This window comes from Pseudomonas haemolytica (assembly GCF_009659625.1).
GTDB classification, from domain to species: Bacteria; Pseudomonadota; Gammaproteobacteria; order Pseudomonadales; family Pseudomonadaceae; genus Aquipseudomonas; species Aquipseudomonas haemolytica.
The window spans coordinates 1,199,879-1,219,242 of record NZ_VOIW01000001.1 but is presented as its reverse complement, the minus strand read 5'-3'; the positions used below and the strand labels follow the sequence as shown (position 1 = coordinate 1,219,242).

At 58.2% G+C, this 19,364-nt stretch carries 17 protein-coding genes; 2 read left to right on the top strand and 15 right to left on the bottom strand.

The genetic code is table 11. From position 1 onward, the window contains the following. Positions 1-66: 66 nt before the first annotated feature. The gene (locus tag FRT59_RS05740; protein ID WP_034118928.1) at positions 67-519 is read right to left on the bottom strand and encodes a PaaI family thioesterase; all 453 of its coding nucleotides are present in this window, start codon (positions 517-519) and stop codon (positions 67-69) included. Continuing rightward, complete coding sequence (locus FRT59_RS05735) at positions 516-992, bottom strand: PaaI family thioesterase (RefSeq protein ID WP_153870613.1); 477 nt, start codon at positions 990-992, stop codon at positions 516-518. Before FRT59_RS05735 ends, FRT59_RS05740 begins: the two co-directional genes overlap by 4 nt. Positions 993-1,149: 157 nt before the next feature. On the opposite strand from FRT59_RS05735, the gene FRT59_RS05730 reads away from it, so the two are divergent. Next, complete coding sequence (locus FRT59_RS05730; RefSeq protein WP_034118926.1) at positions 1,150-1,407, top strand: hypothetical protein; 258 nt, start codon at positions 1,150-1,152, stop codon at positions 1,405-1,407. Between the two features lie 110 nt (positions 1,408-1,517). On the opposite strand, the gene FRT59_RS05725 is transcribed toward FRT59_RS05730, so the two are convergent. The 11 genes from FRT59_RS05725 to sdhC form a co-directional block, all read right to left on the bottom strand. Then, a complete protein-coding gene (locus FRT59_RS05725; protein WP_034118925.1) occupies positions 1,518-2,258 on the bottom strand; it encodes a DUF599 domain-containing protein in 741 nt (246 codons plus the stop codon). Between the two features lie 164 nt (positions 2,259-2,422). Further along, positions 2,423-3,736, bottom strand: a complete 1,314-nt coding sequence (brnQ, locus tag FRT59_RS05720; protein WP_034118924.1) for a branched-chain amino acid transport system II carrier protein — start codon at positions 3,734-3,736, stop codon at positions 2,423-2,425. A 327-nt stretch (positions 3,737-4,063) separates the two neighbouring features. Continuing rightward, complete coding sequence (gene sucD / locus FRT59_RS05715; RefSeq protein ID WP_034118923.1) at positions 4,064-4,945, bottom strand: succinate--CoA ligase subunit alpha; 882 nt, start codon at positions 4,943-4,945, stop codon at positions 4,064-4,066. Continuing rightward, on the bottom strand, positions 4,945-6,111 hold the full coding sequence (sucC, locus tag FRT59_RS05710) for an ADP-forming succinate--CoA ligase subunit beta (RefSeq protein WP_003190011.1): 1,167 nt from the start codon (positions 6,109-6,111) through the stop codon (positions 4,945-4,947). The genes sucD and sucC overlap by 1 nt, the downstream gene beginning before the upstream one ends. A 204-nt stretch (positions 6,112-6,315) precedes the next feature. Further along, positions 6,316-7,752 carry a dihydrolipoyl dehydrogenase gene (gene lpdA, locus FRT59_RS05705; protein ID WP_034118922.1) on the bottom strand — a complete coding sequence of 479 codons (1,437 nt, stop codon included), beginning with the start codon at positions 7,750-7,752 and terminating at the stop codon, positions 6,316-6,318. 99 nt (positions 7,753-7,851) lie between these two features. Beyond that, a complete protein-coding gene (gene odhB / locus FRT59_RS05700) occupies positions 7,852-9,084 on the bottom strand; it encodes a 2-oxoglutarate dehydrogenase complex dihydrolipoyllysine-residue succinyltransferase (protein WP_153870612.1) in 1,233 nt (410 codons plus the stop codon). 44 nt (positions 9,085-9,128) lie between these two features. Then, complete coding sequence (locus FRT59_RS05695) at positions 9,129-11,960, bottom strand: 2-oxoglutarate dehydrogenase E1 component (RefSeq protein ID WP_034118920.1); 2,832 nt, start codon at positions 11,958-11,960, stop codon at positions 9,129-9,131. A 261-nt stretch (positions 11,961-12,221) separates the two neighbouring features. Then, positions 12,222-12,926 carry a succinate dehydrogenase iron-sulfur subunit gene (locus tag FRT59_RS05690; RefSeq protein WP_034118919.1) on the bottom strand — a complete coding sequence of 235 codons (705 nt, stop codon included), beginning with the start codon at positions 12,924-12,926 and terminating at the stop codon, positions 12,222-12,224. A gap of 11 nt (positions 12,927-12,937) precedes the next feature. Then, the gene (gene sdhA, locus FRT59_RS05685) at positions 12,938-14,710 is read right to left on the bottom strand and encodes a succinate dehydrogenase flavoprotein subunit (protein WP_003190007.1); all 1,773 of its coding nucleotides are present in this window, start codon (positions 14,708-14,710) and stop codon (positions 12,938-12,940) included. Positions 14,711-14,713: 3 nt separating this feature from the next. Beyond that, positions 14,714-15,082, bottom strand: coding sequence for a succinate dehydrogenase, hydrophobic membrane anchor protein (gene sdhD / locus FRT59_RS05680; RefSeq protein ID WP_003172805.1), 369 nt, complete (start codon positions 15,080-15,082; stop codon positions 14,714-14,716). Continuing rightward, positions 15,076-15,462 carry a succinate dehydrogenase, cytochrome b556 subunit gene (gene sdhC, locus FRT59_RS05675; protein ID WP_198809868.1) on the bottom strand — a complete coding sequence of 129 codons (387 nt, stop codon included), beginning with the start codon at positions 15,460-15,462 and terminating at the stop codon, positions 15,076-15,078. The genes sdhD and sdhC overlap by 7 nt, the downstream gene beginning before the upstream one ends. A gap of 351 nt (positions 15,463-15,813) precedes the next feature. Here sdhC and gltA point away from each other — a divergent pair, with 351 nt between their 5' ends. Then, a complete protein-coding gene (gene gltA, locus FRT59_RS05670) occupies positions 15,814-17,103 on the top strand; it encodes a citrate synthase (protein WP_034118918.1) in 1,290 nt (429 codons plus the stop codon). Between the two features lie 252 nt (positions 17,104-17,355). Here gltA and FRT59_RS05665 read toward each other — a convergent pair whose 3' ends face one another. Next, the gene (locus FRT59_RS05665) at positions 17,356-19,014 is read right to left on the bottom strand and encodes a cation acetate symporter (protein WP_034118917.1); all 1,659 of its coding nucleotides are present in this window, start codon (positions 19,012-19,014) and stop codon (positions 17,356-17,358) included. Continuing rightward, the gene (locus FRT59_RS05660) at positions 19,011-19,322 is read right to left on the bottom strand and encodes a DUF485 domain-containing protein (RefSeq protein ID WP_034118916.1); all 312 of its coding nucleotides are present in this window, start codon (positions 19,320-19,322) and stop codon (positions 19,011-19,013) included. The genes FRT59_RS05665 and FRT59_RS05660 overlap by 4 nt, the downstream gene beginning before the upstream one ends. Positions 19,323-19,364: the final 42 nt, after the last annotated feature.

Genomic DNA, 19,364 nt, shown 5'->3' with positions numbered 1-19,364 from the left:
GCAGTGGCCGCGCCCTTGAGGGTTGGCGGCGGGTTGTCATCAAAGTTGGGGGCTAAGACCAGGATTTCAAGGGCGGCCCAATTCCTCAATTTTGAAATGTGCGCGGGCAGTAGCAATCGGTTCGGCCGCAGTGCTCTGCCAGGCGGTGATCGCCACATTGGCCACGCGCCGGCCCTGGCGCCACACCTGGCATTTGGCGTAGGTGTCGCGAAACTGGCCGGCGCGCAGGTAATCCAGGGAAAAATCGATGATTTTCGGTAAACCCGGGGCACCCGTGAACACCAGCAAGTGCATCGCCGCCGACACCTCCATAAAGCCGGCGATCACCCCGCCATGCAATGCCGGCAATATGGGGTTACCAATGTTGTCCTTGTTGGCCGGCAGGCGAAATAGCAGCTCATCGCCCAGGCGAGTGCATTCGATACCGATCAGCTTGGCATAGGGCACCAGATCGAGCAGTGCGTCGTAATTGCCGCGATCGAGGGCTTGCTCCAGGCGGGTCTTGAATCGATGGGTCATGCCTGTTCTCCCTTGATCGTGCTGCCCAGCCCCTGCGTGCCTTTGAGACGCTTGCCCATGCGCATGAACGTGCCGACCACATGGGCGATGGGTTGTTGCGGGTCATCCTGATAGGCAACGCCACGGGTAAAGATCACGTCGGTGGTCACCCGGTAGCATTGCGCAAAGCCATAGACCGGTTTGTGGGGCTCGGCTGGGTGCATGTAGTCGATGCGCAGGTCCAGGGTCGGGCACACCTCGAATTCAGGTAATACACACAGGGTGGCGATCCCGCAGGCGGTATCCATCAGAGAGGTCAGTGCGCCGCCGTGGATCACACCGGTCCGGGGATCACCGACGATAGGCGGGCCATAAGGCAGCACGAGGGTCATGCCGTCCTCACTGGCCGCATGGACAGCCACACCCAGCACCTGGCAATGGCGCAGCGCTGAAACAAAGCGCGCGGCACGCTCTAACAAAGGGTTTTCGGTCATTGGTTTCAGACTCTTATTAGTGTGAATTCGGCGGACTAAAAACGCCGGAAAAAGTTTTTGTGCGAAAAGCTTTATATATCTGTGGGATAAAAGGAACTAATGCTGGCCCCTTACGCTCGAAAGGCCAGTAGATATCTTCAATAAGGAGAAACACCCCATGCGCAAGACATTAGCTATTTCCATGATGCTGGCCGCTGCCCTCGGCCTGGCTGCCTGCGACAAGAAATCCGAAGACAAAGCCCAAGATGCCGCTGCTCATAAAGAGCAAGCTCAGCAAGACATGGCAAAAGCACAGGATAAAGTGAACGACGCAGCAAAAGAAAACGCCGATGCTGCCAAAGCTCAGGCTGAAGCGAACGAAGCTGCCGCAAAAGAAGCTGCACCTGCCACACAAGTAGAACCTGCCAAGCAGTAATAGCTTGGTTTGACGCTGCACTGCCGCACAAAGAAAAGCCCGCTTACACAGCGGGCTTTCCTTTGCCTGCGATTTGATTCAGCACACAAAGTTGGACTTGCGCAGCCCCCCTAGAGCCCTGGTTCTCTAGACGCCTCCGGCACCGACATATCAGTCGGTGTATAAACCATCACCTCAAGTACGGCGGAATGAAATTCGCGGCGGTAAAGCACCAACACCACCCCGCTGCTCATCAACATGAACAGCCAGGGGCTGACAAACCACGCCAGCATGGTCATGCCGAAGTAATAAGAGCGCAGGCCCAGGTTGAATTGGTTGGCTGCCATGGAAATGACCCGCGCCGCCCGCAAGGCGAACGCCTTGCGCTCCTGTTCGGATACTTGCCGCTCACCGATCATTGGGGCCGAACCCACCAGCACTGCCGCAAAGTTGTACTGGCGCATGCACCAGCTGAAGGTGAAAAAGGCGTAGACGAACACCAGGGCCAGGCAGAGCAATTTGATCTCCGACATGCCCTGTGACGCCTGTTGCACCATGGGAATATCTGCCAGCAACGACACCGCCCGCTCGGAGGCACCCAGCACAGTGAGAATACCGGCAAGAATGATCAGGGTGCTGGAGGCGAAAAACGAGGCGTTGCGCTCCAGATTGCCGATCACACTGGCGTCGGCGATGCGGTTATCGCGCAGCAGCATGCGACGCATCCAGTCTTCGCGGTACAGGTGCAACACGCTGGCCAGGCAGGCGGTGTCACGGGCTTTCCAGATGGCGTATCGGGTGTAGCCGCCCCAGCAGAGAACAAACCAGAGTGCGGCGAGCAGGTGGACTTGATTGGTTTCAACGAACGACATGCGGGTCCTTGTACACGGTAGCTATGGTGAAACGCAGTGGAACTGTGGGGCTTGCTCGCTCCCACACTTACCGATTTCAAGTTAGAAAGATGTAACCTCATACGCATAAAAAATGCCCCGTATCGTTTGATACGGGGCATTTCAATACAGCGTGAAACCGCGTGTTACGCGATCGCCTCAGTACGTTTGCCAAGCAGGCGGTCGACCACCACGGCCACGACCAGCGTCATCACCGACGGCACCAGCCACGCCAGGCCCTGCTCGCTCAGCGGCAGATGCGTCAACTGCGCTGGCATCCAATCCGCCAGGCCCGCGCCCTTGAGTGCATCGATGCAGCCAAAGATGAACGACACCAGCATCACCGGGCCAACGATACGGCCCTGTTCCTGCCAGAAGTCTTTGCAGAAGCTCAAAGCCACCAACACGATGCACGGCGGGTAGATCGCGGTGAGCACCGGGATCGAGAAGGCAATCAGCTTGGTCAGGCCCAGGTTGGACACGAACAACGAGAACAGCGCCAGGATCACTACCAGCGTCTTGTAGGACAGCGGCAGGACTTTGCTGAAGTACTCGGCGCAAGCGCAGGTCAGGCCAACCGCGGTCACCAGGCACGCCAGGGAAATCAGCACGGCGAGGAAGCCGCTGCCCAGGGAGCCGAAGGTGTGTTGCACGTAAGCGTGCAGCACCGCGGCGCCGTTACTGGCACCGGCGGCTACGGCGTGGCTGCCCGAGCCCAGGCGGAACAGGCTGATGTACACCAGCGCCAGGCCCACGCCAGCAATCAGGCCGGCAATGATCGCGTAGCGGGTGATCAGCTGTGGCGACTCGACCCCACGGGAGCGGATGGCATTGACGATGACGATACCGAACACCAGCGCGCCCAGGGTATCCATGGTCAGGTAACCATTGATGAAGCCTTGGGAAAACGGCGCAGCAACGTATTCCGGTGTGGCAATGCCGACATCACCGGCCGGCAAGGCAAACGCGGCGATACCGAGAATGGCCAGGGCGATGATTTTCAGCGGCGCCAGGAAGCGACCAACGGTGTCCAGCAGGCGTCCCGGGTAGAGGGAGACGAAGAACACCACCAGGAAATACACCGAGCTGTAAAGGAACAGTGCCAGCGGGCTTTCGCCGGTCAGCGGCGCCAGGCCCACTTCAAACGACACGGTCGCGGTGCGTGGGGTGGCGAACAACGGCCCGACCGCCAGGTACGCCGCCGCCGCGAGCAGGCCACCGGCGATCTTGCCAATCGGGCTGCTCAGCGCATCCATGCCACCGCCGACCTTGGCCAGGGCGATCACGGTGACCACCGGCAGACCGACCGCAGTGATCAGGAAACCCAGCGCCGCCATCCAGACATGAGGCCCGGACTGCAAGCCAACGATAGGCGGGAAGATGATGTTGCCGGCGCCCACGAACAGGGCAAAGGTCATAAAGCCTAACGCCAGGACATCCTGGCTTTTCAACACTTTCATTTGAGGAAATACCACACTACTGAATCGGAATTTAGAGAGGGATTCCCTATGGATGAGGGAACTGCTGCCGGTCCTTATGGGGACCGACCGGTCTAGCGCGCAGCTTCCTTTTGGGATGCGGACGCATAAAGAGGCGGCTAGGGTACAGAATTAGGCTGACAAACGCACTGTTGCGGGGCGCCCTGTCCGATAAGCGACATTCGGATGTCGCGTTTTCATACAAAATTTGGCAATACAGACAAAAAAATTGGATCGAGTACATCCAAAATGCACAAAGGCCACCCGAAGGTGGCCTTTGTGTGGTGAAGCGTCAGCTAAGCGCGAAGCTTACTTGATCGCCCAGCCAGTCAGCTCGGACAAAGCCTTGCCGATGTCTGCCAGCGAACGCACGGTTTTCACGCCTGCGTCTTCCAGGGCAGCAAACTTCTCGTCTGCAGTGCCCTTGCCGCCAGAGATGATTGCGCCAGCATGGCCCATGCGCTTGCCCGCAGGGGCAGTCACACCAGCGATGTAGGAAACAACCGGCTTGGTCACGTGTGCCTTGATGTAGGCAGCCGCTTCTTCTTCAGCCGAACCGCCGATCTCACCGATCATCACGATCGCTTCGGTCTTCGGGTCTTCCTGGAACAGCTTCAGGATGTCGATGAAGTTCGAGCCTGGGATCGGGTCACCGCCGATGCCGACGCAAGTCGACTGACCGAAACCGGCGTCAGTAGTCTGCTTCACAGCTTCGTAGGTCAGGGTGCCGGAACGGGAAACGATACCGACTTTACCTGGCAAGTGAATGTGACCTGGCATGATGCCGATCTTGCATTCGCCTGGAGTGATCACGCCTGGGCAGTTAGGGCCGATCAGAACTACGCCCAGTTCGTCGCACTTAACTTTAGCGTCCAGCATGTCCAGGGTAGGAATGCCTTCGGTGATGCACACGATCAGCTTGATGCCGCCGAATGCCGCTTCCAGGATCGAGTCCTTGCAGAAAGGAGCCGGAACGTAGATCACGCTGGCAGTGGCGCCAGTGGTTTCTACCGCTTCTTTCACGGTGTTGAACACTGGCAGGCCCAGGTGCTCGGTGCCGCCTTTGCCCGGAGTTACGCCGCCAACCATCTTGGTGCCGTATTCGATGGCTTGCTGGGTGTGGAAACTACCTTGCGAACCGGTAATACCCTGGCAGATAACTTTGGTGTCTTTATTGATCAGGACGCTCATTATTTGCCCTCCGCAGCTTTGACAACTTGTTGAGCAGCGTCGGTCAGGCTGGTAGCCGCGATGATGTTCAAACCGCTTTCTGCCAGTACTTTAGCGCCCAGTTCAGCGTTGTTACCTTCAAGGCGAACAACAACCGGGATTTTAACGCCAACTTCTTTCACTGCACCGATGATGCCTTCGGCAATCATGTCGCAACGAACGATGCCACCGAAGATGTTGACCAGTACTGCAGCGACGTTGGAGTCGGACAGGATGATCTTGAACGCTTCGGTAACGCGTTCCTTGGTAGCGCCACCACCTACGTCGAGGAAGTTGGCTGGTTTGCCGCCATGCAGGTTGACGATGTCCATGGTACCCATGGCCAGGCCAGCACCGTTGACCATGCAACCGATGTTACCTTCCAGGGCTACGTAGTTCAGTTCGAACTTGGCAGCGTGCGCTTCGCGCGGATCGTCTTGCGACGGATCGTGGAAAGTCTTCAGCTTAGGCTGACGGTACATGGCGTTGGCGTCGATGTTGATCTTCGCGTCGAGGCAGTGCAGATCGCCGTCAGCCTTGATCACCAGCGGGTTCACTTCCAGCAGGGCCAGATCGTGATCCTGGAACAGTTTGGCCAGACCTACGAAGATCTTGGCGAACTGGGCAACTTGCTTGCCTTCCAGGCCCAGCTGGAACGCCAGTTCACGACCCTGGAATGGCTGAGCGCCAACCAGTGGATCGATAGTGGCCTTCAGAATTTTTTCTGGGGTTTCGTGAGCGATCTTCTCGATGTCCACGCCACCTTCGGTGGAAGCCATGAACACGATGCGACGGCTCGAACGGTCAACGACAGCGCCCAGGTACAGCTCTTTAGCGATATCAGTGCACGATTCAACCAGGATCTTGGTGACTGGCTGGCCATTGGCATCAGTCTGGTAAGTCACCAGACGCTTGCCCAGCCACTGCTGTGCGAAGGCCTTGGCGTCTTCTTTGCTGCGAACCAGCTTAACGCCGCCCGCTTTACCGCGACCACCGGCGTGGACCTGGGCTTTGACAACCCACTCGCTGCCGCCGATTTTGTCGCAAGCTTCTGCTGCTGCTTCCGGGGTGTCTACTGCGTAGCCCTTGGAAACTGGCAGGCCGTATTCAGCGAACAGCTGCTTACCCTGATACTCGTGAAGATTCATGCTTTTTACCGTCTTCGTTAGGTACTGCGCATTCGGCGCTGCGCTCATTATGAGTGCCGCGCCACCTGTGACTGCTGCTTGCACACCTTCACCGGCCTAGGGCCTGCAAAGCTGCACAAGACTGCGTCCAGCGGATATTCCGCGGTGAGTCTTGCGCGCAAGGCTCACGACGGGCAACTCCGCCGTGGTTTCTTATTATCTCGCTTAGCGCTTCTTCTTGTTGGCGATGTGGATGGCGCCGCCATTCACTGCCAACGCGGCTTCGTGCAGCGCTTCGGACAAGGTCGGATGGGAGAAGACCATCATGCCCAGGTCCTCGGCACTGGTACCGAATTCCATGCCGATCGCGCCTTGCTGAACCAGTTCTGCAGCGCTTGGGCCAATCACGTGGACGCCCAATACGCGGTCAGTCTTGGCATCAGCGATGACTTTGACAAAACCACCGGTGTCGTTAGCTGCCATGGCACGGCCAGAAGCGGCAAACGGGAAGGTGCCGACGTTAACTTCAACGCCTTCAGCTTTCAACTGCTGTTCGTTCTTGCCGACCCATGCAATTTCCGGATGGGTGTAGATAACCGATGGGATCAGGTCGTAGTTCATCTGGGTCTTGTGACCCTTGATGCGCTCTACAACCATGATGCCTTCTTCGGAAGCCTTGTGCGCGAGCATCATGCCACGAACCACGTCGCCGATGGCGTAGACGCCAGGCACGGTGGTCGCGCAGTGATCATCAACGTGGATGAAACCACGCTCGTCGATGTTCACGCCGCTGTCGGAAGCCAGCAGGTCGTTGGTCACTGGACGGCGACCCACGGCTACGATCAGCTTGTCGAAAGTGATGGTCTGCTCGCCATCCTTGTCGGTGTAGGTCACGACCACTTCTTCGCCGTTGACTTTCGAGCCGGTCACGCGAGCGCCGAGCTTGATGTCCAGACCTTGTTTGGTCAGGGTTTTCAGCGCTTCCTTGGAGACTGCGGTATCGGCAGCCAGCAGGAACGTGTCCAGGGCTTCCAGCACGGTCACCTGGGAACCCAGGCGGGACCAGACCGAACCCAGTTCCAGGCCGATCACGCCAGCGCCGATCACGCCCAGGCGCTTAGGAACGGCTTGGAATTCCAGGGCGCCGGTCGAATCAACGATCACGTTCTGGTCAACTGGAGCCGGCGGAATGTCGATTGGACGCGAGCCTGGCGCCAGGATCACGTTTTCGGCTTCGATGACTTCAACCGAACCGTCCGGCTTGGTGACTTCGACTTTCTTGCCGGCCAGCAGCTTGCCGTGGCCCTGGATGGAAGTCACACCGTTGGCCTTGAACAAGGTGGCAACGCCGGACGTCAGGCCTTTTACGATGTTGGCTTTACGGCCGACCATTGCTGGCACGTCCATGGTCACGCCAGCATGGTTGATGCCGTGGATCGCGAAGCCGTCTTGGGCTTCGTGGAATTTCCAGGAGCTGTCCAGCAGCGCCTTGGAAGGAATGCAACCAACGTTCAGGCAGGTACCGCCCAGTGCCAGTTTGCCTTCCTTGTCGGTGTATTTTTCGATGCAGGCAGTCGAGAGGCCCAGTTGCGCGGCCTTGATGGCGGCAACATAGCCGCCAGGGCCTGCACCAATCACTACAACGTCAAATTTCTGTGTCATGAAAATAGATCCTCTATTTGCGACAAGCTTCTAGCCACAAGCTGCAAGCCAAGCTGCTTTTTCCTACAGCTTGTAGCTCACAACTTGCGGCTGCTTCTATCAGATGTCCAGGAGCAGGCGAGCCGGGTCTTCCAGCAGGTTCTTGATGGTCACCAGGAACGTCACGGCTTCTTTACCATCGATCAGGCGGTGATCGTAGGACAGTGCCAGGTACATCATCGGGCGAATCACGACCTGGCCGTTGATGGCCATCGGACGCTGGATGATGTTGTGCATGCCCAGGATCGCGGCTTGCGGCGGGTTGACGATCGGCGTCGACATCATCGAACCGAAGGTACCACCGTTGGTGATGGTGAAGGTACCGCCGGTCATCTCGTCGATGGTCAGCTTGCCGTCACGGGCTTTCTTGCCGAAGCCGGCGATGCCGCCTTCGATTTCTGCCAGGCTCATCAGTTCGGCATTACGCAGAACCGGAACCACCAGGCCACGGTCGCTGGACACGGCAACGCCGATGTCTGCGTAGCCGTGGTAAACGATGTCGCCGCCGTCGATGGAAGCGTTGACTGCCGGGAAGCGCTTCAGCGCTTCGGTGGCTGCTTTCACGAAGAACGACATGAAGCCCAGGCGTACGCCGTTGTGGGACTTCTCGAACAGATCCTTGTACTTCGAACGCAGGGCCATGACTTCGGTCATGTCGACTTCGTTGAAGGTGGTCAGCATGGCCATGTTCGACTGGGCTTCAACCAGGCGCTTGGCCACGGTGGCACGTACGCGAGTCATCGGTACGCGCTTCTCGGTGCGGTCGCCGGCAGCGAACACAGGAGCAGCGGCAGCCGGGGCAGCAGCCTTGGCAGGTGCGGCAGCTGGAGCGTTTTTCTTGGCTTCAACGGCAGCCACCACGTCTTCCTTGGTGACACGGCCGTCTTTGCCGGTGCCCTTGATGGAAGCCAGGTTGATGCCGTTTTCGTCAGCCAGTTGACGCGCAGCCGGTGCGGCGATTGGATCTTCACCACCTGCAGCCGGAGCGGCAGCAGGTGCCGAAGCAGCGGCCGCAGCAGGAGCAGCAGCGGCAGCGGCAGGAGCAGCGGCAGCGCTGCCCTCTTCGATCGAGCCCAGTACCTGGTTCGACAGAACGGTAGCGCCTTCTTCGGCAACGATTGCGCCCAGCACGCCGTCAGCTTCGGCCAACACTTCCAGCACGACCTTGTCGGTCTCGATGTCGACGATCAGGTCGTCACGCTTGACGGCCTCACCTGGTTTCTTGTGCCAGGTGGCAACGGTGCCATCGGCAACCGATTCCGGGAATGACGGGGCTTTGATTTCGATAGCCATTATCTGTAGGTCCTTAAAATTCGGTTTCAGTCAGCGCGAAGGCGTTAAACAGTGAAAGCATCTTGCAGCAGTTTTTCCTGCTGCTCGGCGTGCATCGACGCATAACCACAGGCAGGTGCAGCAGAAGCATCACGACCGGCGTACTCAAGGCCAAGGCCTGTCTTGTGGTTACCGACGCTGCGACGCAAATGATGCTGGCTGCTGTACCACGCGCCCTGGTTCATCGGTTCTTCCTGACACCACACCGCGTTGGTGAGGTTGGTGTAAGGCGCGATGGCCTCCATCAGGTCGTCTTCCGGGAACGGGTAAAGCTGCTCGATGCGCACGATGGCGATGTCTTCGCGGCCTTCGGCACGGCGTTTTTCCAGCAAATCGTAGTAAACCTTGCCGCTGCACAGGATCAGGCGAGTGACCTTGGCGGCGTCCAGCGTGTCGATTTCTGAAATAACGGTCTGGAACGAACCATCAGCCAGATCTTCCAGGGTCGAGACGGCCAATTTATGACGCAACAACGATTTCGGCGTCAGCACGACCAGCGGCTTGCGCAACGGACGGATCACCTGGCGACGCAGCAAGTGGTAGATCTGGGCCGGGGTAGTCGGCACGCACACCTGGATGTTGTGCTCGGCGCACAGCTGCAGGTAACGCTCCAGACGGGCGGAGGAGTGCTCCGGACCCTGACCTTCATAACCGTGTGGCAACAGCATGGTCAGACCGCACAGACGGCCCCACTTGTGCTCGCCGCTGGTGATGAACTGGTCGATGACCACCTGGGCACCGTTGGCAAAGTCGCCGAACTGGGCTTCCCAGATCACCAGCGCCTGAGGCGTAGTGGTCGAGTAACCGTATTCGAACGCCAGTACGGCCTCTTCGGACAGGAACGAATCGTACAGGTCGAAACGTGGCTGGCCTTCGTACAGGTTCTGCAACGGGATGTAGGTGCCCGCGTCTTTCTGGTTGTGCAACACAGCGTGACGGTGCGAGAACGTACCACGGCCGATGTCCTGGCCGGTCATGCGAATCGGGTGACCTTCGAACGCCAGGGTCGCGTACGCCATGGTTTCAGCGTAACCCCAGTTGATCGGCAGGCCGCCGGCTTGCATCTTCTGACGGTCTTCGTAGATCTTCGCAACCTGGCGCTGTACGACAAAGCCGTCTGGAATTTCCAGCAGCTTGGCAGACAGTTCCTGCAGGGTTTTCAGATCGAACGAGGTGTCATGGCGCGCAGTCCAGGCGTGGCCCAGGTACGGACGCCAGTCAACGAACAGCTCTTTGTTCGGCTCTTTAACCAGGCTTTTAACTACATGCAGGCCGTTGTCCAGCGCGTTGCGGTATTCATCGATCTTCGCCTGAACACGCGCATCGTCAACCACGCCGGCCTTGATCAGGCTGTCGGCGTACAGCTCACGGGTGGTGCGCTGTTTAGTGATTTGCTGGTACATCAACGGCTGGGTGCCGCTAGGCTCATCCGCTTCGTTGTGACCGCGGCGACGGTAGCAGACCAGGTCGATCACTACGTCACGCTTGAATTGCATGCGGTAGTCGATGGCGAGCTGGGTCACGAACAACACGGCTTCCGGATCATCACCATTCACATGGAGAATCGGGGCCTGGATCATCTTGGCAACGTCGGTGGCGTACTCGGTAGAGCGCGCGTCCAGCGGGTTGCTGATGGTGAAGCCGACCTGGTTGTTGATCACGATGTGAACGGTACCACCGGTCTTGAAGCCGCGAGTCTGCGACATCTGGAACGTTTCCAGGACCACGCCTTGACCGGCGAATGCCGCGTCACCGTGGATGGAAATCGGCAGGACCTTTTCACCGGTGGAGTCGTTACGACGATCCTGGCGCGCACGTACCGAACCCTCGACCACTGGCGAAACGATTTCCAGGTGGGATGGGTTGAACGCCATGGCCAGGTGAACTTCACCGCCGGTGGTCATTACGTTGGAGGAGAAGCCCTGGTGATATTTAACGTCACCGGAACCCAGCTCGACCTTTTTCTTGCCTTCGAACTCGTCGAACAGCTCACGCGGGTTCTTGCCGAAGGTGTTGACCAACACGTTCAGGCGACCACGGTGAGCCATGCCGATTACGACTTCCTTGGTACCGTAGGAACCGGAACGCTGGATCAGCTCGTCGAGCATCGGAATCAGGCTTTCGCCGCCTTCCAGGCCGAAACGCTTGGTGCCCGGGTATTTGGTGCCCAGGTATTTCTCGAGGCCTTCGGCCGCGGTCACTCGCTCCAGCAGGTGGCTGCGTACATCGGCGGACAAAACCGGACGGCCACGCACGCCTTCCAGGCGATGCTGGAACCAGTGGCGCTGCTCGGAGTCGGTGATGTGCGTAAACTCAGCGCCGATGGTGCGGCAATATGTCTGCTGCAACGCTTCGTGAATTTCGCGTAGGCTCGCTTCCTCTTTGCCGATGAACAGGTCGCCGGCACGGAAGGTCGTATCAAGATCGGCATTGGTCAAGCCGTAATGATTGATCGACAGGTCTGCAGGTGCAGGACGCTGCCACAGCCCCAGCGGGTCAAGCTGGGCTGCCTGGTGGCCACGCATACGGTAGGCCTGGATCAGTCGCAGTACTTCAACTTGCTTCTTCTCATGCTCACTGCTCACGCTGCCGGCGGAAACCGGTTGGGCGCGGCGCTGGTTCTTTGCCAGCAGCACAAACTGATCGCGAATTGTTGCGTGCGATACATCGGTGGCAGCGTTGCCGTCTGAAGACAACGTCTGAAATTTGGTGCGCCATTCTTCTGGCACAGCGTTAGGGTCGTGCAGGTAGAGCTCATAAAGCTCTTCCACATAGGCAGCGTTACCACCTGAAAGATAGCCGCTGTTCCACATGCGCTGCATCACGCTTTCTTGCATGCTTGGTCACCCTCGTTTTGGGGACACCACCGGCGAAAACACCGAGTTTGCTTGCAAAAGGCCAAGTGCAGCGACCAAAACAAGCCACTAGGATCACGCTGATAGTTCGGGTACCAACCCGAATGCCCCTGCTTGTCTCATTTCTTCAAAATAAGAGCCGCGGCTTTGTAAGTCGCTGCTCAAGTTAAAACTACGGCGCCGGTTGAAGCCTGCGCCGCAGCATTTACGGGCACAACGGTCCTGCTTTTACTTCAACGTCAGTTACACGCCGCTCTGCAGCAGCATGTTACGGATGTGACCAATGGCCTTAGTCGGGTTCAGGCCTTTGGGACATACGTTGACGCAGTTCATGATCCCGCGGCAGCGGAATACGCTGAACGGGTCATCCAGAGAAGCCAGGCGCTCGGACGTCTTGGTGTCACGGCTGTCTGCCAGGAAGCGATACGCTTGCAGCAGGGCAGCTGGGCCCAGGAACTTGTCCGGGTTCCACCAGAAGGACGGGCACGAAGTCGAGCAGCAAGCGCACAGGATGCACTCGTACAGACCGTCGAGCTTTTCACGCTCTTCTGGGGACTGCAGACGCTCGATGGCCGGAGCCGGCGTGTCGTTCTGCAGGAACGGCTTAACTTTCTCGTATTGCTTGTAGAAGATGCTCATATCGACGACCAGGTCACGGATAACCGGCAAACCTGGCAGAGGACGAACGATCAGCTTGTTGCCTTTAACGACGGCGGACAGCGGCGTGATGCACGCCAGGCCGTTCTTGCCGTTGATGTTCATGCCGTCGGAGCCGCAGACACCTTCACGGCAAGAGCGACGATAGGAGAAACCCTCGTCCTGCTCTTTGATCAGGGCCAGCACGTCCAGCACCATCAGGTCTTTACCACCGGTATCGACCGAAAATTCCTGCATGAACGGCGCAGCGTCCTGATCAGGGTTGTAGCGATAAACACTGACTTTCAACATGGCAGCCACCCTTAGTAAGTCCGAATCTTCGGTTCAAACGTCGGAACCGTCTTCGGCGAGAAGTTCACGGCACGCTTGGTTACGCGCTTGTCACCCGGGAAGTACAGGGTGTGGCACAACCAGTTTTCGTCATCGCGATCTTCAAAGTCTTCACGAGCGTGAGCACCACGGGATTCTTTACGAACCTCAGCGGCGATCGCAGTCGCTTCAGCCACTTCCAACAGGTTTTGCAGCTCAAGGGCTTCGATACGAGCAGTGTTGAACGCCTGGCTCTTATCATTGATCTTGACGTTGGCGATACGCTTGCGCAGGTCGGCCAGCTGGGCGATACCCTTCTGCATGTATTCGCCGGTACGGAACACACCGAAGTAGTTCTGCATGCAGTTTTGCAACTCGCGACGCAGGGTTGCCACGTCTTCGCCATCAGTGCGCTCGTTCAGAGCGTTGAGGCGCGCCAGGGCAGCTTCAATATTGGCGTCGGTGGCGTCATCGTATTCGATGCCGTCGGTCAGTGCTTTTTCCAGGTGCAGGCCGGCTGCGCGACCGAATACCACCAGGTCGAGCAGCGAGTTGCCGCCCAGGCGGTTGGCACCGTGAACCGATACGCATGCCACTTCGCCTACCGCGAACAGACCATGGATGATCTCGTCCTGGCCGTCGGCGTTCTGGGTGATCGCCTGGCCATGAATGTTGGTCGGCACGCCGCCCATCATATAGTGGCAAGTCGGAACAACCGGAACCGGTGCAACCACCGGGTCAACGTGTGCGAAAGTCTTGGACAGCTCGCAGATACCAGGCAGGCGGCTGTGCAGTACTTCTTCACCGAGGTGATCGAGCTTGAGCAGTACGTGGTCGCCATTCGGGCCACAGCCGTTGCCGGCAATGATCTCTTTAACCATCGAACGGGCCACAACGTCACGACCAGCAAGGTCTTTGGCGTTCGGAGCATAACGCTCCATGAAACGCTCGCCATGCTTGTTGATCAGGTAGCCACCTTCACCACGGCAACCTTCGGTCACCAGTACGCCGGCGCCGGCGATGCCGGTCGGGTGGAACTGCCACATTTCAATGTCTTGTACCGGTACGCCTGCACGCAGTGCCATGCCGACGCCGTCACCGGTGTTGATCAGGGCATTGGTAGTCGACGCGTAGATACGACCTGCACCGCCGGTCGCCAGAACGGTAGCCTTGGCGCGGATGTAGGTGGTTTCACCGGTTTCGATGCAGATAGCGATCACACCGACGAACTCGCCTTGCGCGTTCTTGACCAGGTCAACCGCGTAGTACTCGTTCAGGAACGTGGTGCCGGCTTTCAGGTTGCCCTGATAAAGGGTGTGCAGCAGTGCGTGACCGGTGCGGTCGGACGCAGCGCAGGTACGGGCAGCCTGGCCACCTTTACCGTAATCCTTCGACTGGCCGCCGAATGGACGCTGGTAGATACGACCCTGCTCGGTACGGGAGAACGGCAGCCCCATGTGGTCCAGCTCGAACACCGCGGCCGGGCCTTCCTGACACATGTATTCGATAGCGTCCTGGTCACCGATGTAGTCGGAACCCTTGACGGTATCGTACATGTGCCAGCGCCAGTCATCGTTCGGGTCGGCGGACGCGATGGCGCAGGTGATGCCACCCTGGGCCGATACGGTGTGGGAGCGCGTCGGGAACACCTTGGTGATCACGGCAGTCTTGTGACCACCCTGGGCCAGCTGCAGCGCAGCGCGCATGCCAGCACCGCCGCCACCAATAATGATGGCGTCGAATGAAATAGTTGGAATGTTAGCCATGAATCAGATACCCCAAAGAATCTGCACACCCCAGACGAAGTAAGCGAACATCGCGACGCCGCATACTGCCTGGAAGAGGAAACGTACTGCAGTCGCGGACTTGCCCAGCGCCATCGGCGTCAGGTAGTCAGTCGCGATGGTCCACATGCCAACCCAGGCGTGTGCGCCCAGGGCTACAAGGGCCAGCAGACTGAAGATTCGCATCGCATTGTGGGAAAACAGGCCGTGCCATTGCTCATAGCCGATGCCCGGGTTTGCGACGAGGTATCCGATCAGGAAAATGAAATAAGCCGCGAGAACGACCGCAGACACACGCTGTGCCATCCAGTCATAGAGGCCCGAACGCGACAGATTCGTAACGCTGGTTACCATATCCAAACTCCTGCCAGAACGATCAGCACCACGGAAATGGCGATGATGATTTTCGAGCCCAGGCGGCCGCCTTCCAGCGTCTCACCGATGCCCATGTCCATGATCAAGTGGCGCACACCGGCTACCAGGTGATACAGAAGAGAGGACAAGAGGCCCCATGCTACGAACTTGGCCAGCGGGCTGGTCAAGCATGCCTTCACCTCGGCGTAACCTTCCTCGGAACCCAGGGATTTGCTCAATGCATAAAGCATGATGCCCAAGCCCAGGAACAGGATGATGCCGGAAACACGGTGCAGGAACGACGTAACGCCGGTGATGGGGAGTTTGATGGTCCTTAGGTCTAGGTTTACAGGTCGTTGGCTATTCACGGCTTTTTTCACACTTAAGAGCCCCTAACAATCAGGGCAAAGTTGTCGGGGAGTGCACTGGTCAGGTAAGCACCACCCAGGGAGTGCGACCCCCAATGAAAGCAAGCCCAAAAGCCCTTGGCGGTCGGTGGCCGAGTATAGACAGTTAGGTTACTAATGACAACGCGCACACCTCACCCTAATAGCTGATTGCGCTGACGGGATAAAAGGCGTAAATGGCAGTCAATTTCGACGAAAAAGTACGGTTAAAGCCTTCTGGCGCAAGACTTTAGGCAAATTGACATCTGGATTTATATCAATATAGTGGTGCGGGCCCTGCGTGGGGGGTCTGTCTGATGATTTGAAGCATAAATAGGAGGCCACATGGCTGACAAAAAAGCGCAGTTGATCATCGAGGGCGCAGCCCCCGTCGAGCTGCCCATTTTAACCGGCACCGTTGGTCCCGATGTTATCGACGTACGGGGCCTGACGGCCACGGGCCGTTTTACTTTCGACCCAGGCTTCATGTCGACCGCGTCCTGCGAGTCGAAGATCACCTATATCGATGGTGACAATGGCATCCTGCTTCATCGCGGTTACCCGATCGAGCAACTGGCTGAAAAGTCGGACTACCTGGAAACCTGCTACCTGCTGCTAAATGGCGAATTGCCAACAGCCGAGCAGAAAGCCCAGTTCGTCAGCACCGTGAAGAACCACACCATGGTTCACGAGCAGTTGAAGACCTTCTTCAACGGCTTCCGTCGCGACGCCCACCCGATGGCCGTCATGTGCGGTGTGGTCGGCGCCCTGTCGGCCTTCTATCACGACTCCCTGGACATCAATAACCCGCAGCATCGCGAAATCTCCGCGATCCGCCTGGTTGCCAAGATGCCGACCCTGGCCGCAATGGTTTACAAGTACTCCATGGGCCAGCCCATGATGTACCCGCGCAACGACCTGACGTACGCGGAAAACTTCCTGCACATGATGTTCAACACCCCGTGCGAGATCAAACCGATCAGCCCGACGCTCGCCAAGGCCATGGACCGGATCTTCATCCTCCACGCCGACCACGAGCAGAACGCCTCCACCTCCACCGTACGCCTGGCCGGTTCTTCGGGTGCCAACCCGTTCGCCTGTATCGCCGCCGGTATCGCTGCGCTGTGGGGCCCTGCCCACGGCGGTGCGAACGAAGCCGTATTGACCATGCTCGATGAAATCGGCGATGTGTCCAACATCGACACCTTCATCGCCAAGGCCAAGGACAAGAACGATCCGTTCAAGTTGATGGGCTTCGGTCACCGGGTCTACAAGAACCGCGACCCACGCGCCACCGTGATGAAGCAGACCTGCGACGAAGTGTTGAAGGAACTGGGCATCAAGAACGATCCGCAACTCGAACTGGCCATGCGCCTGGAAGAGATCGCCCTGACCGACCCGTACTTCATCGAACGCTCGCTGTACCCGAACGTCGACTTCTACTCGGGGATCATCCTCAAGGCGATCGGCATTCCAACCAGCATGTTCACCGTGATCTTCGCCCTGGCGCGGACCGTGGGCTGGATCTCCCACTGGAAAGAAATGCTCTCCAGCCCGTACAAGATTGGCCGCCCGCGCCAGCTGTACACCGGCTACGAGTCGCGTGACATTACCAAGCTGGAAGATCGCAAGTAAGCACTCAACTGCTTGGTTGTACTGAAAACGGCCTCCCTCAGTGGAGGCCGTTTTTATGTGTGGTGCCTGGTGTACCGCCATCGGGAGCAAGCCCCCTCCCACACTGGATTGGGTTCACAGATTTCAACTTGTGAACACAGTCAAATGTGGGAGGGGGCTTGCTCCCGATGAGGCCAGCCCACCCACTACAGATTTTCAGGCAAAAAAATACCCCGGCCTTTCGACCGGGGCATTTCTTATTGAGCTACTACCTTAGTGGTTAACCGCCCCGCTCGCCCCCAGGCCAGTCTGCGAACGCACAAACTGCGGGAAGTACAGCGCACGCTCTTTCTCTGCCGCCGCCGACTTGTCGGTGATGGAGAAGAACCAGATGCCGACGAACGCAATGATCATCGAAAACAGCGCCGGGTATTCATACGGGAAGATGGCTTTTTCATGGTGCAGGATCGAGACCCAGATGGTCGGACCAAGGATCATCAGGCCCACGGCACTGATCAAGCCCAGCCAGCCGCCGATCATGGCGCCACGGGTGGTGAGGTTTTTCCAGTACATGGAAAGCAGCAGCACCGGGAAGTTACAGCTGGCAGCAATCGAGAACGCCAGGCCGACCATGAACGCAATGTTCTGGCTTTCGAACAGGATACCCAAGCCAATCGCCAGCACTGCCAGGGCGATGGTGGTGATCTTCGACACGCGAATCTCATCCTTCTCGTTGGCCTTGCCTTTCTTGATCACGCTGGCATACAGGTCATGGGACACCGCCGAAGCACCGGCCAGGGTCAAGCCGGCAACCACCGCGAGGATAGTGGCAAACGCCACGGCCGAGATGAAGCCCAGGAAGATACTGCCCCCCACCGCGTTGGCCAGGTGCACCGCCGCCATGTTGTTACCCCCGAGCAAGGCACCTGCCGCATCCTTGAACGCCGGGTTGGTGCTGACCAGCAGAATCGCGCCGAAGCCGATGATAAAGGTCAGGATATAGAAGTAGCCAATGAAGCCCGTGGCATACAGCACGCTCTTACGCGCTTCCTTGGCGTCGCTTACAGTGAAGAAGCGCATCAGGATGTGCGGCAGGCCAGCGGTACCGAACATCAGGGCCAGGCCCAGGGAGAACGCCGAGATCGGATCCTTGACCAGGCCGCCCGGGCTCATGATCGCTTCACCTTTAGGGTGAACCTTGATCGCCTCGGAAAACAGCGTGTTGAAGTCGAAGTTGACGTGCTTCATCACCATCAACGCCATGAACGAGGCGCCCGACAGCAACAGCACCGCCTTGATGATCTGCACCCAGGTGGTCGCCAGCATGCCGCCGAACAACACATACATGCACATCAGGATGCCGACCAGGATCACTGCCACATGGTAGTCCAGGCCGAACAGCAGCTGGATCAGTTTGCCCGCGCCTACCATCTGCGCAATCAGGTAGAACGCCACCACCACCAGCGAACCACATGCCGACAGGCTGCGGATCTGGGTTTGCCCAAGGCGGTAGGACGCCACGTCGGCAAAGGTGTACTTGCCCAGGTTGCGCAGGCGCTCGGCGATCAGGAACAGAATGATCGGCCAGCCCACCAGGAAGCCGATCGAGTAGATCAGGCCGTCGTAGCCGGAGGTGAACACCAGCGCGGAAATACCCAGGAAGGACGCGGCAGACATGTAGTCGCCAGCGATCGCCAGGCCGTTCTGGAAACCGGTGATCTTGCCGCCGGCCGCATAGTAGTCGGCCGCCGACTTGTTGCGCTTGGACGCCCAGTAGGTGATGCACAACGTCGCGCCGACAAAGGCCACGAACATCAGGATCGCTGCAATGTTCAGCGGTTGCTTGTGCACTTCACCGGTCAATGCATCTGCCGCCCAAACGGCAGGCGCAATGACTGAAGCGCCGAGTACAGCCAATAGACGACGGATCATTGCGCAGCCTCCTTGAGAATCGCATTGTTCAGGTCGTCGAATTCGCCATTGGCGCGGCGTACATAGATGCCGGTGAGGATGAAGGCCGACACAATCAGCCCAACCCCGATAGGGATGCCCCAGGTGATGGATGAACCGGGGCTGAGTTTGGCACCCAGTATTTGTGGCCCGTAGGCAATCAACAGGATGAAACCGGAGTAAAGCCCTAGCATGATCGCCGAGAGAATCCAGGCGAACCTTTCCCTTTTTCTAACCAGCTCCTTGAAACGCGGGCTGTTTTGAATCGAGAGGTAAATGCTGTCGTTCATTGTTTTTATCCTCGCAGCACAGCTTTTTTATTATTGGAACGT

What these genes read in the sequence shown, in the direction of transcription:
- FRT59_RS05740 (WP_034118928.1), bottom strand. Translation starts at nt 519, where the DNA reads ATGACCCATCGATTCAAGACCCGCCTGGAGCAAGCCCTCGATCGCGGC.
- FRT59_RS05735 (WP_153870613.1), bottom strand. Translation starts at nt 992, where the DNA reads ATGACCGAAAACCCTTTGTTAGAGCGTGCCGCGCGCTTTGTTTCAGCG.
- FRT59_RS05730 (WP_034118926.1), top strand. Translation starts at nt 1,150, where the DNA reads ATGCGCAAGACATTAGCTATTTCCATGATGCTGGCCGCTGCCCTCGGC.
- FRT59_RS05725 (WP_034118925.1), bottom strand. Translation starts at nt 2,258, where the DNA reads ATGTCGTTCGTTGAAACCAATCAAGTCCACCTGCTCGCCGCACTCTGG.
- brnQ (WP_034118924.1), bottom strand. Translation starts at nt 3,736, where the DNA reads ATGAAAGTGTTGAAAAGCCAGGATGTCCTGGCGTTAGGCTTTATGACC.
- sucD (WP_034118923.1), bottom strand. Translation starts at nt 4,945, where the DNA reads ATGAGCGTCCTGATCAATAAAGACACCAAAGTTATCTGCCAGGGTATT.
- sucC (WP_003190011.1), bottom strand. Translation starts at nt 6,111, where the DNA reads ATGAATCTTCACGAGTATCAGGGTAAGCAGCTGTTCGCTGAATACGGC.
- lpdA (WP_034118922.1), bottom strand. Translation starts at nt 7,752, where the DNA reads ATGACACAGAAATTTGACGTTGTAGTGATTGGTGCAGGCCCTGGCGGC.
- odhB (WP_153870612.1), bottom strand. Translation starts at nt 9,084, where the DNA reads ATGGCTATCGAAATCAAAGCCCCGTCATTCCCGGAATCGGTTGCCGAT.
- FRT59_RS05695 (WP_034118920.1), bottom strand. Translation starts at nt 11,960, where the DNA reads ATGCAAGAAAGCGTGATGCAGCGCATGTGGAACAGCGGCTATCTTTCA.
- FRT59_RS05690 (WP_034118919.1), bottom strand. Translation starts at nt 12,926, where the DNA reads ATGTTGAAAGTCAGTGTTTATCGCTACAACCCTGATCAGGACGCTGCG.
- sdhA (WP_003190007.1), bottom strand. Translation starts at nt 14,710, where the DNA reads ATGGCTAACATTCCAACTATTTCATTCGACGCCATCATTATTGGTGGC.
- sdhD (WP_003172805.1), bottom strand. Translation starts at nt 15,082, where the DNA reads ATGGTAACCAGCGTTACGAATCTGTCGCGTTCGGGCCTCTATGACTGG.
- gltA (WP_034118918.1), top strand. Translation starts at nt 15,814, where the DNA reads ATGGCTGACAAAAAAGCGCAGTTGATCATCGAGGGCGCAGCCCCCGTC.
- FRT59_RS05665 (WP_034118917.1), bottom strand. Translation starts at nt 19,014, where the DNA reads ATGATCCGTCGTCTATTGGCTGTACTCGGCGCTTCAGTCATTGCGCCT.
- FRT59_RS05660 (WP_034118916.1), bottom strand. Translation starts at nt 19,322, where the DNA reads ATGAACGACAGCATTTACCTCTCGATTCAAAACAGCCCGCGTTTCAAG.